The organism is Pseudomonas sp. RC10, assembly GCF_038397775.1.
Lineage (GTDB): Bacteria > Pseudomonadota > Gammaproteobacteria > Pseudomonadales > Pseudomonadaceae > Aquipseudomonas > Aquipseudomonas bambusae.
Genome location: NZ_CP151650.1, coordinates 6,561,155 through 6,575,961, shown reverse-complemented (window position 1 = coordinate 6,575,961; position 14,807 = coordinate 6,561,155). Strand labels below are relative to the sequence as shown.

Genomic DNA, 14,807 nt, shown 5'->3' with positions numbered 1-14,807 from the left:
TGTCGCATGGGGTGATGATTGGGACTGGGACGAACAGTTGCGCAATGGGCAACCTGTAGGAGTGAGCTTGCTCGCGATAGGCCTGACACTCGATACATACCTGTTTGTTCCAGGCATCCATCGCGAGCAAGCTCACTCCCACAGGGATTGGTGTGTGACAGGGGAACGATCACAGGCCTTGGATCAGGGTCCGGTAATCTTCAACGGCGTCGAATTCTTCGGTCTCCTTCGGCCCCTTTCGGCTGTCGGGTTCACGCACGGCCAGTAGGTGTTTCACGCCATAACGCCCGGCGCTGCGCAGGATCGGCAGGGTGTCGTCAATGAACAGACTGCGGGTCGCATCGAAATCGATGTCCGCGTGCAGCGCGTCCCAGAACTGCGGGTTTTCCTTGGGATAGCCGTAATCGTGTGAGCTGATCAGCCGCTCGAAATAGGGCGCCAGCTCCAGCCGCTCCATTTTCAAAGACAGCGAATCCCGGTGTGCGTTGGTGATCATGATCACCCGCTTGCCTGCCTGTTTGATGGCCTCCAGAAACAGCTCAGCGTCGGGGCGAAGCGCGATCAGGTGGGCAATTTCCACTTTCAGCTCTTTCACCGAGAGCTTCAGTTCGCTGCTCCAGAAATCGGTGCAATACCAGTTCAGCGTGCCCGCGTTCTTCTCAAACAGCGGCGTCAGCTCCATTTTCGCCATCGCGAGGCTCACGCCATGCAGCTCCGCGTAACGTTTAGGCAGGTGTTCAAGCCAGAAATGATTGTCGAAGTGCAGGTCGAGCAGTGTTCCGTCCATGTCCAGCAGAACGGTGTCGATGTCGCGCCAGGGCAAAGAAGGCATACGGGTCTCTCGGCATTGAATAAGTCGCTGTGGTTTTCCGACACAGACATTCAGAAAAGCCACGGTATAGTAACCCGTCTACGCCAAGGAGCTTGTCATGCGCCAGAAACCCACCGTACTCGCCCGTGAAATCGTCGCGAGCAGCCGTCTATTCCGAGTCGAAGAAGTGCAATTGCGCTTTTCCAATGGCGTCGAACGCGTTTATGAGCGTCTGGTCGGACGCGGCAACGGTTACGGGGCGGTGATGATCGTGGCGATGCTCGACGCCGAGCACGCCGTATTGGTGGAAGAGTATTGTGGCGGCACCGATGAATACGAGCTGTCCTTGCCCAAAGGGCTGGTCGAGCCGGGCGAAGACGTGCTGGCCGCCGCCAACCGTGAGCTCAAGGAAGAAGCGGGTTACGGGGCGCGCAACCTTGAACATCTGACTGAGCTGTCGCTGTCGCCGGGTTACATGAGTCAGAAGATTCAAGTGGTGCTGGCCACCGATCTGTATGAAGAGCGCCTGGAGGGTGACGAGCCTGAGCCGATGCGCGTGGACAAGATCAACCTGCGCGAACTCGCCAGCCTGGCGCAGCACCCGCAGTTCTCAGAAGGTCGCGCCCTGGCTGCGTTGTACCTGACCCGCGATCTGTTGACCCAGCGCGGGGTCTTTCAGCCATGACTGATCTGTTCGCTGATTTGCCCCACCCGTTGCTGGCCCCGGTGATCGACCTCTGCCGTCGCGCGGGAGAAGCCATTCTGCCGTTCTGGCGCTCGGGCGTTGAAGTGACGTCCAAATCCGACAATTCCCCCGTGACCGCTGCCGACCTGGCCGCTCACGAGCTGTTGGTAGCGGGACTGAAAGCGCTGGACCCGAGCATTCACATCCTGTCCGAAGAAGACGCCAACATCCCTCTCAGCGAGCGCAGCCAGTGGCAGCGCTGGTGGCTGGTCGATCCACTCGACGGGACCAAGGAGTTCATTTCGGGCAGCGAAGAATTCACTGTCAACGTCGCGCTGGTCGAGGATGGGCGCGTTGTGTTCGGCGTGGTATCAATGCCGACCAACGACCGCTGTTACTTTGGCGGAGCGGGCATGGGGGCTTGGCGGAGCGATGCTGTTGATCACGTCGAACCGATTACCGTGCGTGAACAGCCCAGTGTGGGCGAGGCGTTTACCGTGGTCGCCAGCCGTCGCCATTCCAGCCCGGAGCAGGAGGCGCTGTTGGCAGGGCTGTCGTCAGTGGTGGGCGAACTGAAACTGACCAACATCGGCAGCTCGTTGAAATTCTGCCTGCTGGCCGAAGGTTCGGCTGATTGCTACCCACGTCTGGCCCCGACTTCGCAATGGGACACCGCCGCTGCGCAGGGCGTGCTGGAAGGGGCGGGCGGTGTGGTGCTGGACCTGATGGGCGAAACGTTCGAGTACCCGTCACGTGAGTCGTTGCTCAACGGGTTTTTTCTGGCGTTGCCGGGCAATGCGCCGTGGCGCGGGGCGTTGGTGGAATTGGCAAAAGGCTGATCGCAGCCAACTCAACATTCTGCGGCGGACACGATTCCGATCGTTCCTACGCTCCGCGTGGGAATGCCGCCTTCGACGCTCTGCGTCCGCTGATGCCGCGCTTATTTATGCAACACATACTGCCCAACAAACTCCACCGCTGAGTCGTCCGACCCTTCGGCCACGATTCGGGTGTTCAGCGCCAATCGCGCACGCCCGCGACGCTGATAAAGCTTCACGAATTTCTCCCAGGTCGCGTCATCCGGCGCTTCGCAAATTGCCACGCCGTCGCGCCTCACCGGCAGCGGATAGCTGATCTGGCCGTCCTGGATCACGATGTGGCCGTCGTCGATCCCGGCTTCTTTCAACCGCAGGTACAGCCAACCCCAACCCGCCAGCACGGCGCCGCAATACAGGCTGCCGCCAAACAGCGTGCTCTTGTGGTTGATGTTCTGCGCCAACGGCAAGTGCAGGCGCAGTTGATGGTTTTCCCAGGCGATGACTTTCATGCCCATGTCGCGGGTCAGGGGGATGTCGTGATGCAGCACGGTTTCCAGGTAGCTGGCCGCAGATTCATTCGTTGTCATCGGAACCGCCACCACTGAAGATCAGGCCGTGTTTGCGCAGTTTGTCGTGCAGGGTTTTGCGGGGGATGCCCAGTGCTTCGGCGAGGCTGCGAACGGAGTTGTGAGGGCGGGTCAGTTCGGCGGCAATCAGAGCGCGCTCGAAGGCTTCGACTTGATCACTCAGGCCACCGGTCGAGGCGGGCATGTGCGGCGACGTGCCTTCCAGTTCCAACTCCAGACCCAGCGCAAAACGCTCGGCGGCATTTTGCAGCTCGCGCACATTCCCAGGCCAACTGTGGCGCAACAGCATTGCCCGTTGCCCCGGTTGCAGTTCGTGGCGAGGCAAGCCGTGACGCAGGCTCCCGGCATCCGCGAAATGCTGAAACAGCACCAGTGCATCCTCGCCCCGTTCGCGCAGAGGGGGAATGCGCAGCGGCGCGACGTTCAGGCGGTAATACAGGTCGGCCCGGAAACGGCCTTGATCGGCGGCGTGACGCAGGTCTTCCTTGGTGGCGGCGACGATGCGAATGTCCAACGGGATCTGCTGATTGCCGCCCAGCCGTTCGACCACCCTTTCTTGCAACAGCCGCAGTAGCTTGACCTGCACATCCATGCTCATGCTCTCGATCTCATCGAGAAACAGCGTGCCGCCGTTGGCGAATTCGAATTTACCGATGCGCCGTTTTTGCGCCCCGGTGAAAGCGCCCGGCTCGTGGCCGAACAGCTCGCTCTCGACCACCGACTCCGCCAGCGCGCCCGCGTTGATCGCGACAAAAGGGCCGTTGCGACGGTTGGACAGATCATGCAGCGCGCGGGCCACGACTTCTTTGCCCGCGCCGGTTTCACCGAGAATCAGCACATCGGCCTTCGTGGCTGCCAGAGCACCGATCTGGTCGCGCAAGCGCTGCATCTGTGGCGAGAGGCCGACCAGACGCGCACTCAGTTGCTGGCGATCACTCAGTTCAAGACGCAGGCTGCGGTTGTCCAGGACCAAGCGGCGCAGGGCCAGTGCGCGGCGCACGCTGTCGAGCAGCGCGTCGCTGGCGAAGGGTTTTTCCAGAAAGTCATAGGCCCCGGCCCGCATCGCCTGGACTGCCAGCGGTACATCGCCGTGACCGGTGATCAGCAGTACCGGGAGTTCCGGGTCTTGTGCGTGGAGTTGATTCAGCAGTTCGAGGCCGTCGATGCCCGGCATGCGGATGTCACTGACGATCACCCCCGGCCAGTCACGCTCAATGCGGGCTTGCAGGCCAGTGGCGTCGCTCAGCGGCAGGACTTTCAGACCTGCCAGGTCCAGCGTCTGACTCAGGGCCTGACGCAAGTGTGGGTCGTCGTCGATCAGCACAACCTGAATACGGCTGTCGATGGCGGTGTCCGTGGTCATGCAGATAGATCCTCCGGCGGTTGAAGACTGACCCCTGAAGCCCCAGTGCGCATGCGCAGCGTCAGCAGCGCGCCGCCCTCGGGGTGATTGGCGAACAGCAGTTCGCCGCCCAGCGCGCGCATCAGCGTATCGCAGATCGCAAGGCCCAGCCCCAGGCCCTGCGTGCGCGTCTTGGTGGTGAAGAAGGGTTCGCGCGCATGCTCCAGCGCCTCGCGGGAAAAGCCCGGGCCGTTGTCGCGAATGTACAGGTTGACGCCCTCGGCGTTGTACTCGGCACTTATCCACAATTTGCGCGGCGGGCCTTTCTCGGTGAGAGCGTCCAGTGCGTTCGCCAGCAAATTGCCGAGCACCTGCCGCAAGCGGGTTTCGCCAGCCTGCACCCACAGCGTGGCGTCGGGTAGGTCGCGAATCAGCTCGACGTCCATGGCGCGGCGCCGTTTGGCGAGCAAGGCCAGCGCGTCGTCGAAGGCCGGTTGCAGGGCCACGCTTTCAGGCGCGTGCCGGTCACGCCGGGCGAAGGCGCGCAAGTGCGCGATGATCGACGCCATGCGCCCCGTGAGTTCGCTGATCAACTTGAGGTTGTCCCGTGCATCGTCGGTGCGCTGGTGATCGAGCAGCACTTCGGCGTTTTCCGCGTAGCTGCGGATCGCTGCCAACGGCTGGTTGAGCTCATGGCTGATGCTGGCCGACATGGTGCCCAGCGCCGACAGTTTGCCCGCTTGAACCAGCTCGTCCTGCGCACGAAACAGCTCCTGTTGCGCATGTTCCCGTTCCAGCACTTCCTGGCGCAGCCGCTGGTTCAAGCCTTCCAGGTCGCTGGTGCGTTCCATCACCCGCACTTCCAGTTCGCGGCGGGCCTTGCCTTCGAAGTTGATGCGGTCCAGGTAGTGACGCCGCCGCTGCATCATGATGCCGAGCAGCAACATCAGCACCAGCAACGTCGCGCCGCCGATGGCGACCACCGTGCGCACTGGACGCGAGACCAGCACTTTCGGGGCGAGGATGTTCACGCTCCAGCCGGTTTCGTCGATCTGCTGGGTCTGGGTCAGCCAGCCGTTTTCATTCAGTTGAAGCGGGCGCGGGTCGCGGGTCGGGTACGGCTGAATCGCAACGATGGCCTGTTTTTCTTCTTCGCTGAGCGGCCGTGTCGCGCGGAAACGCCAGGCCGGGTTGGACGTCAGGATCACCACGCCGTTGTGGTCGGTGACCAGCAATTGCTCAGGCGTCTTGCCCCACAGGGTTTCGGTCAGGTCCAAATCGACCTTGACCACCAGCACGCCGATGACAGTGTTGCCGTCATGCACGGCGGCGGCGAAGAAATACCCGCGTTTGGCCGACGTGGTGCCCAAGCCGAAGAAGCGACCCAGTTTGCCGGCCATGGCGTTGCTGAAATACGGGCGGAAGGCGAAATTCCGACCCACGAAACTGTCGCGCTTGTCCCAGTTGGATGCCGCGAGGGTTTCGCCGTTGGGCGCCATCAGGTAAATGACTTCCGCGCCGGTTTGCTGGGCCGTGTTCATCAACAGCAGATTGGCCTGCTCCTGGGTCTGCTTGTCCTGAGGGTTGGCCAGCATGGCGCGTAAGCCCGGCAGGTCACCAAGGATTTGTGGCAGCACTTCGTAACGGTGCAGTGTGCCGAGCAGGTTGGCGACGTAGAGGTCCAGCGTCTGACGGTTCTGGCTCAGCAGCTCATTGAGGTAATAACGCTCGGCCAGGCGTTCCAGCGGCCACAGCAACGGCGCGAGGATCAACGCCAATAACGCGAGGCTGCGCCAGCGAGGGCGGCGGGGGAGAGAGGAAGTGCTGGTCATGAAATCGCCCGGTGAGTCCGTTGCGATGCTTGTGTGACAGGCATTTGGCTGGTGTCGCTCATGCCGCCGCTATCGCGAGCAAGCTTACTCCTACAGGCGGGAGCCGTTGAATGTAGGAGTGAGCTTGCTCGCGAAGGCGTGAGGTCAAGCGAAGCATCGGTCGGCCAGCGCCACTCAGCATCTGATAGGCAACATTATGCCTATCGCTGCTGAGCTAAGCACTCCAGCAATGCAGCGTGCCAATCCGGTTGGCTCACGCCCCATTCCTGTTGCAGGCGGCTGCAATCGAGGCGGGAGTTGAGCGGGCGTTTGGCGGGGGTTGGGTAGGCGCTGGAAGGGATCGGCTCAATTGTCGCGCACGGCTTTCCGACCTTGCTCAACTCCTGACCAATCGCCCCGGCAAAACCTGCCCATGACGTCTCACCGCTGGCCGTCAGGTGATACACGCCCCATGCGCCCGGCTCGCCGTCACGCCAGCGCTGTATCAACGCCCGCGTGCTCTGCGCGATGGTGCCCGCCCACGTCGGTGCGCCGATCTGGTCGGCCACGATGGTGAGTTTTTCGCGCTCTTGCAGCAGACGTTGCATGGTCAGCAGAAAGTTGCGGCCGGTCAGGGAATAGACCCAACTGGTGCGCAGGATCAGGTACTGACCACCGGCCTTTTCGATGGCCTGCTCCCCGGCGAGTTTGCTGCTGCCGTAGACGCCGAGCGGGTTTGGCGTGTCGGTTTCGGTCCACGCGCCATCCTTGCTGCCGTCGAACACGTAATCGGTGGAGTAATGAATGAATGGGATGCCCAGCGCGGCAGCTTCTTCAGCAAATACGCCGGGAGACGTCGCGTTGATCGCGTAGGCCAGGTCGGGTTCGCTTTCGGCCTGATCCACTGCCGTGTGCGCGGCAGCGTTGATGATCAGGTCCGGTTTGACCTCACGCACGACATTGCGGATCGACTCCGGCGCACTCAAATCGAGCTGGTCGCGACCCACCACGATCAGCTCACCGAGGTCCTTCAGGGTGTGCTGCAACGCTTGCGAGACCTGGCCGTGTTGCCCGCTGATCAGAATCCGCAGTGACGCACTCACGGGAACAATTCCGCGTCTTTGAGGCTTTTGCCGACCTGGTCCTTGGCCGACAAGGTTGGCGCGTCGCTCAGGCCCCAGTCGATGCCCAGCTCTTCGTCGTCCCAACGAATGCAGCGTTCGGCGGACGGCGTGTAGTAGTCGGTGGTCTTGTACAAGAACTCGGCGTGATCGCTGAGCACCACGAAGCCGTGGGCGAATCCTGGCGGAATCCAGAGCTGGCGAGCGTTTTCCGCCGACAGCTCAAGGCCGAACCATTTGCCGAAGTGCGGCGAGCTGCGGCGGATGTCGACAGCGATGTCCAGCACCTTGCCCGCCGTGACGCGCACCAGCTTCCCTTGAGGGTTCTGGATTTGATAATGCAGACCGCGCAACACGCCTTTCTGCGAACGCGAGTGGTTGTCTTGCACGAACTGATCGGTAATCCCGGTGGCTTCGGCGAAGGCTTTGGCGTTGAAGCTTTCGTAGAAGAAACCGCGCTCATCACCGAACACTTTAGGCTCGATGATGAGCACTTCTGGCAACTCGCTTTGAGTGACGTTCACTGGCTTTCCCCGGCAATTTTGAACAGGTACTGACCGTAGCCGGTCTTGCCAAAATAGTCAGCCCGTTTGAGCAGATGATCGCGATCGATCCAGCCGTTCTGATAAGCAATTTCTTCGAGGCACGCCACTTTCAGGCCCTGACGATGCTCGATGGTCTGCACATATTGCGAGGCGTCGAGCAGGCTGTCGTGAGTGCCGGTGTCGAGCCAGGCAAAGCCCCGCCCGAAACGCTCGACGCGCAGGTCGCCGCGTGTGAGGTAAGCGTTGTTGACGTCGGTGATTTCCAGCTCGCCCCGTGGCGACGGTTTCACGTCTTTGGCGATCTGAATGACGCCGTTGTCGTAGAAATACAAACCCGTCACGGCGTAGCTGGACTTCGGTGCCTTGGGCTTTTCTTCGATGGACAGTGCGTGGCCGTTCTCGTCGAAATCAATCACGCCGAAGCGCTCCGGGTCCTTGACCCAATAGCCGAACACGGTTGCGCCCGAGGTGTGCTCAGCCGCTCGCTTGAGCTGATCGCTGAAGTGCTGACCATGGAAGATGTTGTCGCCCAGGATCAAGCACACCGAATCGTCACCGATGAACTCCTCGCCGATCAGGAACGCCTGCGCGAGACCGTCCGGCTTGGGCTGTTCGGCGTAGTGGAAATGCACGCCGAATTGGCTGCCATCACCGAGTAGGGCCTTGTATTGCGGCAGGTCCAGCGGCGTGGAAATGACCAGGATTTCCTTGATGCCCGCCAGCATCAGCACCGAGATCGGGTAGTAGATCATCGGTTTGTCGTAGATCGGCAACAGTTGCTTGGAGACCCCGAGGGTGATGGGGTGCAGGCGCGTGCCCGACCCGCCTGCCAGTACGATTCCTTTAGTCATGCGATCAGATCCTTCACGTTGGTGCCCAAGCGTTCGCCCTGGTAGCTGCCGTCCTGCACGTTGCGGCACCATTCCAGGTTGTCGAGATACCACTGCACGGTTTTGCGCAGCCCGGATTCGAAGGTTTCTTCCGGCGTCCAGCCCAGTTCGCGTTCAATCTTGCTCGCGTCGATGGCGTAGCGCATGTCATGGCCGGGGCGGTCGGTCACGTAAGTGATCAGGTCCGCGTAATTGGCCACGCCTTTGCGCTGCTCCGGCGCCAGTTCTTCAAGCAGGGCGCAAATGCCACGCACCACGTCGATGTTCTTTTGCTCGTTGTGGCCGCCGATGTTGTAGGTCTCGCCGACCTTGCCTTCAGTCACGACCTTCAGCAGCGCGCGGGCGTGATCCTCGACGAACAACCAGTCTCGCACTTGCAGGCCGTTGCCGTAGACCGGCAGCGGTTTGCCCGCGAGGGCGTTGAGGATGACCAGCGGGATGAGCTTTTCCGGAAAGTGGAACGGCCCGTAATTGTTCGAGCAGTTGGTCACGACGACTGGCAGGCCGTAGGTGCGCTGCCAGGCGCGAACCAAGTGATCGGACGCCGCCTTGCTGGCCGAATAGGGCGAGCTGGGCGCGTAAGGCGTGGTTTCGGTGAACAGGTCATCGACGCCATGCAGGTCGCCGTACACCTCATCGGTGGAAATGTGGTGGAAGCGGAACGCGGCGCGCTCGGCCTCAGGCAAGGTCAGCCAGTAACCGCGAGTCGCTTCCAGCAGGCTGTAAGTGCCGACGATATTGGTCTGGATGAATTCCGACGGGCCGTCGATGGAGCGGTCCACGTGGGATTCCGCCGCCAGGTGCATGATCGCGTCAGGCTTGAAACGCGCCAGCACCTTGCTGACTTCGGCCTGATTGACGATGTCCTGCTGCACGAATTCGTAGCGGGTGTTCGTCACGATGCTGTGCAGCGATTCGAGGTTGCCTGCGTACGTCAATTTGTCGAAATTCAGTACGTCGTGGTCGGTATTATTGATCAGATGGCGGATCAGCGCCGAACCGATAAATCCGGCGCCACCGGTGACAAGTATTCGCATAGCCAGACCTTCTTCCCTGGATGGACGTCAAGATTACGAAGCATAGCTTGTGGGCGGGCGGTGACAGGCGCAAGGCACAAACGCCCCGAAGGCCATGAAATTAATTGATGGCCAGACCCGATTAGCGTCATAAAACCGCCGCAAGTGTTTCATTCGTGTAACGACTACGCTATCTATCGATCAGCTAAATGATTTCTTTACGTTGCACTGTCGCAGGGTTGCGAATTTCACGAGCAACTGGCGATATTGCGCGTTAATCCCTGCCCCGAGACCCTTCACATGCCGCTCGCCACCCTGATTCATCGATCCAGCCTGCCTTGCCCGGAGGTCACTCCCGATCAGGCGGCCGAACTGCTTTCGGTGCATTACGGGCTGGTGGGGTCGTTGAAGGAATTGGGCAGTCAGCAAGACCGAAATTTCTTGCTGGACACAAACGAAGGGCGGCGCTTTGTGTTGAAGATCTGCCGGGGCGACTACGCCACTGCTGAGTTGGCGGCCCAGCATGCGACGCTTCGGCACCTGGGGGCGCATCCCGATCTGCGGGTGCCGGGGGTGGTGCCTGCGGTCAGTGGCGACGACATCTTATCGGTCGAGGTGGGTGGGAACGCGGTGCACGTGCGCTTGCTGGAGTTCATCGACGGGCAGTCGCTGGCCGATGTCCAACACCTGAGCCGGGAAGTGGTGACCCGTTTGGCTGAGCTGTGTGCCAAAGTCGATGTCGCGCTGGCTGGCTTCGACCATCCGGGGCTGGAGCGCATTCTGCAATGGGACCCTCGCCATGCGAGCGCGCTGATCAAGCACCTGCTGCCGGTGATTGAAAATGCAGATGAGCAGGTCTGCATCGCCAATGCAACGGATCAGGCCCATGCCCGGTTATTGCCATTGATCGCTGCATTGCCGATGCAAGCCATTCACCTGGACATCACGGAATACAACGTCGTCTGGGAACGGGACGCCCACCATATGTGGCAGTTGCAGGGCCTGATCGACTTTGGCGATGTGGTGCGTACCTGGCGCATCGCGGACCTCTCGGTGTCCTGCGCCGCGCTGCTGCACCATGCCGAAGGCGATCCGCTGTACATCCTGCCGGCGATTCAGGCGTATCACCGAATCAACCCCTTGCAGATCGAAGAGCTGAAAGCGCTGTGGCCATTGATCGTCAATCGCTCGGCGGTGCTGGTGCTCAGCAGCGAGCAACACGCCACCGTCGAGCCGGACAATGCTTACATTCAGGCCAACCTCGACAGCGAATGGAACATCTTCGACGTGGCGACTTCGGTGTCGATGGCGCTGATGGAAGCTGCGATTCTGGACGCCGTGGGTCTGCTTGAAACGACCCACGAATCAAAAGGCGAAACGCCGTTTTCGCCCCTGTTGCCAAGTCTGGAGGGGCAGGCATTCAAAACCGTTGATTTGGGTGTCCTCAGCGCGCATTTCGAGGCGGGAAACTGGGAGCAGAGCGGCATCGACGAGACGCTCCTTAAAGACGCTGCGCGCACGCACGGTCTGGCGGCCAGCCGTTACGGCGAATACCGGCTCTCCCGAACGTTGCCCGACAGCGCCCATGAGCCGGACACCTTCGCGTTGCACGTCGAACTGCTGATCCCCCACGGGACAGCGGTGCACGCGCCTTTTCACGGCACCTTGCGACACACCGCCGACGGCGCGTTAATGCTCGTCGGTGCCCATTCGAACCTGCGCCTGTGGGGCGTGCGATCGGATTTCGATTCCGGAGTCGAGTTCGGGGCCAGCGATGTGATCGGGCAGGGCGGCGGTTCATTGATCGTGCAGTTGTGTTCCGAACGCAACGTCAGCCCGCCGCTGTTTTGTCCGCCTTCCCGCGCCGCCGCCTGGCGCACGTTGTGCCCCTCGCCAAGCGGGTTGCTGGGGTTCGATTGCGACGCCCCGACCCCCTCGGACGCTGCCGAGTTGTTGGCCCGTCGCGACGCCAGTTTCGCTCGCTCACAGAAGCACTATTACCAGGCGCCGCCGCAGATCGAACGCGGTTGGCGCAATCACCTGATCGACATGCAAGGCCGTTCGTATCTGGACATGCTCAATAACGTCGCGGTCCTCGGTCATGGTCATCCGCGCATGGTGCAGGTCGCGGCGCGGCAATGGTCGTTATTCAACTCCAACTCGCGCTTTCATTACGCGTCCATCGCCGAGTTTTCCGAGCGTCTGCTCAAGCTGGCGCCGCAAGGGATGGATCGGGTGTTTCTGGTCAACAGCGGCACCGAAGCGAACGATCTGGCAATCCGGTTGGCTTGGGCCTACAGCGGCGGGCGCGATGTCTTGAGCGTGCTGGAGGCGTATCACGGCTGGTCGGTGGCGACCGATGCGATTTCCACGTCCATCGCCGACAACCCGCAGGCGTTGAGCACGCGTCCGGATTGGGTGCATCCGGTTGTCGCGCCGAACACGTATCGGGGCGAAGCGCGTGGTGCGGACAGCACGCCGTTCTACCTGAAAAGCGTGGATGCGCATCTGCAGCGGCTGGCCGAGCTGGGGCGTCAGGTCGCAGGTTTCATCTGCGAGCCGGTGTACGGCAACGCGGGCGGCATCTCGCTGCCGCCGGGTTACTTGAGCGAGGTGTATCAGAAAGTCCGCGCGCAGGGCGGGGTGTGCATCGCGGACGAGATTCAAGTGGGGTACGGCCGTCTCGGGCACTATTTCTGGGGCTTTGAAGAGCAGGGCGTAGTGCCGGACATCATCACCATGGCCAAGGGGATGGGCAACGGACACCCGCTTGGCGCGGTGATCACACGGCGCGAGATTGCTGAGGCGCTGGAAGCCGAGGGCTATTTCTTCTCATCGGCGGGGGGCAGTCCGGTGAGCTGCCAGATCGGTCTGGCGGTGCTGGATGTCATGGAAGAGGAACGGTTGTGGGAGAACGCGCAGGTGGTGGGCGGCTATTTCAAGGAACGGCTGCTGGCGCTGATCGACCTGCATCCCCTGGTGGGCGCGGCCCACGGTTCGGGTTTCTATTTGGGCCTGGAGCTGGTGCGCAATCGCCAAACGTTGGAACCCGCCACAGAAGAGACCACTTACCTGTGCGACCGGCTGCGTGAGCTGGGCATCTTCATGCAGCCTACCGGTGATTACCTGAACATCCTCAAGATCAAACCGCCGATGGTGACGACGCGCCGTAGCGTGGATTTCTTCGTGGACAGCGTTTCGAAGGTTCTGGCTGAGCTTGAAGGTTAATTGAACCTGCGTCCCTGTCAGGCATGGGGCGGTCGTCTGTGGGAGCGAATTCATTCGCGAATGGCCGGTACATTCGACCCATCTCCGTCGGCTGTGCCACCGTTTCGCGAATGAATTCGCTCCCACAGGCTGTTTTTTGACAGATTTATATCGAATTTTAGTCCGGATTATTCTGCATTTTATGTGAGATAAACTTTTAAGGCGGATATATATCGGCTATAAAGTCGACCCTGTCCCGCTACTTCCATCGCTGCTCACTGGAGTCCTGATCAATGACCACACTCAACAGCACACCACGCGCCGACGGCTTCTACATGCCTGCCGAATGGGCCCCGCAAACCCAGACCTGGATGGTGTGGCCTGAGCGCCCTGACAACTGGCGCCTGGGCGGTAAACCCGTGCAGAGCGCCCATGTCGCGGTGGCCAAGGCAATCGCCCGCTTCGAACCTGTGACCGTCGCCGTATCCGCTGCGCAATACGACAACGCCCGCGCGCGTCTTGATGTGCCGAACATCCGTGTCGTCGAAATCAGCAACGACGACGCTTGGGTGCGTGATACCGGCCCGACCTTCGTCATCAATGACCAAGGCGAGGTGCGCGGTGTGGACTGGGGCTTCAACGCGTGGGGCGGTTTCGATGGCGGCCTGTACTCGCCGTGGAATCTGGACGAACAGCTCGCCAGCAAAGTAATGGAAATCGAACGCTGCCCGCGTTACGTCACTGAAGGGTTCGTGTTGGAAGGCGGCTCGATTCACGTCGACGGCGAAGGCACGCTGATCACCACCGAAGAATGCCTGCTCAATCGCAACCGCAACCCGCATCTGTCTCGGGAAGAGATTGAAGCCGTGCTGCGCGATCACCTGTCGGTCGAGAAAATCATTTGGCTGCCGGACGGTTTGTACAACGACGAAACCGACGGGCATGTGGATAACTTCTGCTGTTACGTGCGCCCGGGTGAAGTGCTGTTGGCGTGGACCGATGATCCCAAAGACCCCAATTACCCGCGCTGTCAGGCCGCCATGGGCATTCTGGAACACGCGCGTGATGCCAAGGGGCGACCGTTCGTCGTGCACAAAATGCCGATTCCCGGTCCGTTGTTCGCCACGGAGGAAGAGTGCGCTGGCGTCGATCAGGTGCACGGCAGCCAGGAACGCAACCCATCGGTGCGCCTGGCCGGTTCGTATGTGAATTTCCTGATCGTCAACGGCGGCATCATTGCCCCGAGTTTTAATGATCCGCTCGACGAAACGGCACGTCAGATTCTGCAACGCCTGTTTCCGGAACATGAGGTGGTCATGGTCCCAGGCCGTGAGCTGCTGCTGGGCGGCGGCAATATCCATTGCCTGACTCAGCAGCAACCGGCACCACACCGTCGCTGAGTTGGTTCACTTCTTGCTCTCATCAAAGCCTGTCGAACGACGGGCTTTTTTGTGGGTAGCGACTTCTCGTTTTTCGGCGAAGGGGTGTTTCCACGAAGGCTTGACGGTGACACGAGTCGTTCGTCTGTAACAAAAGCTCCGTAGATTTCGCAGTCCAAGACGTAAGAGGTTATCCCTATGAACGCAGGTCATGAGCCACGCGTGACTGAAAATTTGTCTGCGAGCAGTGAAGCACGGCAGATGATGGCGGACTGGTTACGGATAACCCAAGCTTCAAAACACCAGGCTCCGGATTACCGGGCCATGCTCTCCGAGCGCTACCCCTCTGGCCTCATCAATGATGCGGAAATCGAGGCGTTGCTCGGTATTTGGCACAAATGATCATGCGCGCCTATTCCAATCTGGAGTAGGCGCACTTCATCGTTTCGGCCTTCATCAAATTGACACCCATCGGTGCTGGCGATAGCATTCGCGCCTCAACCGCCTGTGGCCAAGCGCCATGTACGTGCATCAGTAGTCCACTGCGATGATTTCGTGCGGGCTTCCGGGACTGAAAGTAAGTCTGGGGAGACGC

At 60.8% G+C, this 14,807-nt stretch carries 13 protein-coding genes; 5 read left to right on the top strand and 8 right to left on the bottom strand.

Annotation, left to right across the window (positions count from 1 at the left end; genetic code table 11):
- Positions 1 to 169: 169 nt before the first annotated feature.
- Positions 170 to 832, bottom strand: a complete 663-nt coding sequence (gene yrfG, locus AAEO81_RS29485) for a GMP/IMP nucleotidase (RefSeq protein ID WP_341960679.1) — start codon at positions 830 to 832, stop codon at positions 170 to 172.
- A 97-nt stretch (positions 833 to 929) separates the two neighbouring features.
- Between yrfG and nudE the strand changes: the two genes are divergently transcribed.
- Both nudE and cysQ read left to right on the top strand, forming a co-directional pair.
- Positions 930 to 1,496 carry an ADP compounds hydrolase NudE gene (gene nudE, locus AAEO81_RS29480; RefSeq protein ID WP_341960677.1) on the top strand — a complete coding sequence of 189 codons (567 nt, stop codon included), beginning with the start codon at positions 930 to 932 and terminating at the stop codon, positions 1,494 to 1,496.
- Complete coding sequence (gene cysQ, locus AAEO81_RS29475; RefSeq protein WP_341960675.1) at positions 1,493 to 2,335, top strand: 3'(2'),5'-bisphosphate nucleotidase CysQ; 843 nt, start codon at positions 1,493 to 1,495, stop codon at positions 2,333 to 2,335. The genes nudE and cysQ overlap by 4 nt, the downstream gene beginning before the upstream one ends.
- Before the next feature lie 101 nt (positions 2,336 to 2,436).
- Here cysQ and AAEO81_RS29470 read toward each other — a convergent pair whose 3' ends face one another.
- The 7 genes from AAEO81_RS29470 to rfbB form a co-directional block, all read right to left on the bottom strand.
- On the bottom strand, positions 2,437 to 2,901 hold the full coding sequence (locus tag AAEO81_RS29470) for a YiiD C-terminal domain-containing protein (protein ID WP_341960673.1): 465 nt from the start codon (positions 2,899 to 2,901) through the stop codon (positions 2,437 to 2,439).
- A complete protein-coding gene (locus AAEO81_RS29465; protein ID WP_341960672.1) occupies positions 2,888 to 4,264 on the bottom strand; it encodes a sigma-54 dependent transcriptional regulator in 1,377 nt (458 codons plus the stop codon). Before AAEO81_RS29465 ends, AAEO81_RS29470 begins: the two co-directional genes overlap by 14 nt.
- Positions 4,261 to 6,075: an ATP-binding protein gene (locus tag AAEO81_RS29460; RefSeq protein ID WP_341960671.1), complete on the bottom strand. Its 1,815-nt coding sequence runs from the start codon at positions 6,073 to 6,075 to the stop codon at positions 4,261 to 4,263. Before AAEO81_RS29460 ends, AAEO81_RS29465 begins: the two co-directional genes overlap by 4 nt.
- A 200-nt stretch (positions 6,076 to 6,275) precedes the next feature.
- The gene (gene rfbD, locus AAEO81_RS29455) at positions 6,276 to 7,157 is read right to left on the bottom strand and encodes a dTDP-4-dehydrorhamnose reductase (RefSeq protein WP_341960670.1); all 882 of its coding nucleotides are present in this window, start codon (positions 7,155 to 7,157) and stop codon (positions 6,276 to 6,278) included.
- Complete coding sequence (gene rfbC / locus AAEO81_RS29450) at positions 7,154 to 7,699, bottom strand: dTDP-4-dehydrorhamnose 3,5-epimerase (protein WP_166594186.1); 546 nt, start codon at positions 7,697 to 7,699, stop codon at positions 7,154 to 7,156. The genes rfbD and rfbC overlap by 4 nt, the downstream gene beginning before the upstream one ends.
- Positions 7,696 to 8,571 carry a glucose-1-phosphate thymidylyltransferase RfbA gene (gene rfbA, locus AAEO81_RS29445; RefSeq protein WP_166594187.1) on the bottom strand — a complete coding sequence of 292 codons (876 nt, stop codon included), beginning with the start codon at positions 8,569 to 8,571 and terminating at the stop codon, positions 7,696 to 7,698. The genes rfbC and rfbA overlap by 4 nt, the downstream gene beginning before the upstream one ends.
- Positions 8,568 to 9,647 carry a dTDP-glucose 4,6-dehydratase gene (rfbB, locus tag AAEO81_RS29440; RefSeq protein ID WP_166594188.1) on the bottom strand — a complete coding sequence of 360 codons (1,080 nt, stop codon included), beginning with the start codon at positions 9,645 to 9,647 and terminating at the stop codon, positions 8,568 to 8,570. The genes rfbA and rfbB overlap by 4 nt, the downstream gene beginning before the upstream one ends.
- A gap of 279 nt (positions 9,648 to 9,926) precedes the next feature.
- Between rfbB and AAEO81_RS29435 the strand changes: the two genes are divergently transcribed.
- The 3 genes from AAEO81_RS29435 (at position 9,927) to AAEO81_RS29425 (ending at position 14,614) form a co-directional block, all read left to right on the top strand.
- Entirely contained in the window at positions 9,927 to 12,854 is a 2,928-nt protein-coding gene (locus AAEO81_RS29435; RefSeq protein WP_341960667.1) for an aminotransferase, read from the top strand.
- A gap of 272 nt (positions 12,855 to 13,126) precedes the next feature.
- Positions 13,127 to 14,233, top strand: coding sequence for an agmatine deiminase (aguA, locus tag AAEO81_RS29430; RefSeq protein ID WP_341960666.1), 1,107 nt, complete (start codon positions 13,127 to 13,129; stop codon positions 14,231 to 14,233).
- A gap of 201 nt (positions 14,234 to 14,434) precedes the next feature.
- The gene (locus AAEO81_RS29425; RefSeq protein WP_341960665.1) at positions 14,435 to 14,614 is read left to right on the top strand and encodes a hypothetical protein; all 180 of its coding nucleotides are present in this window, start codon (positions 14,435 to 14,437) and stop codon (positions 14,612 to 14,614) included.
- Positions 14,615 to 14,807 lie beyond the last annotated feature (193 nt).

Excerpts from the sequence above, each read along its gene's own strand:
- yrfG (WP_341960679.1), bottom strand. The coding sequence starts at position 832 with ATGCCTTCTTTGCCCTGGCGCGACATCGACACCGTTCTGCTGGACATG.
- nudE (WP_341960677.1), top strand. The coding sequence starts at position 930 with ATGCGCCAGAAACCCACCGTACTCGCCCGTGAAATCGTCGCGAGCAGC.
- cysQ (WP_341960675.1), top strand. The coding sequence starts at position 1,493 with ATGACTGATCTGTTCGCTGATTTGCCCCACCCGTTGCTGGCCCCGGTG.
- AAEO81_RS29470 (WP_341960673.1), bottom strand. The coding sequence starts at position 2,901 with ATGACAACGAATGAATCTGCGGCCAGCTACCTGGAAACCGTGCTGCAT.
- AAEO81_RS29465 (WP_341960672.1), bottom strand. The coding sequence starts at position 4,264 with ATGACCACGGACACCGCCATCGACAGCCGTATTCAGGTTGTGCTGATC.
- AAEO81_RS29460 (WP_341960671.1), bottom strand. The coding sequence starts at position 6,075 with ATGACCAGCACTTCCTCTCTCCCCCGCCGCCCTCGCTGGCGCAGCCTC.
- rfbA (WP_166594187.1), bottom strand. The coding sequence starts at position 8,571 with ATGACTAAAGGAATCGTACTGGCAGGCGGGTCGGGCACGCGCCTGCAC.
- rfbB (WP_166594188.1), bottom strand. The coding sequence starts at position 9,647 with ATGCGAATACTTGTCACCGGTGGCGCCGGATTTATCGGTTCGGCGCTG.
- AAEO81_RS29435 (WP_341960667.1), top strand. The coding sequence starts at position 9,927 with ATGCCGCTCGCCACCCTGATTCATCGATCCAGCCTGCCTTGCCCGGAG.
- aguA (WP_341960666.1), top strand. The coding sequence starts at position 13,127 with ATGACCACACTCAACAGCACACCACGCGCCGACGGCTTCTACATGCCT.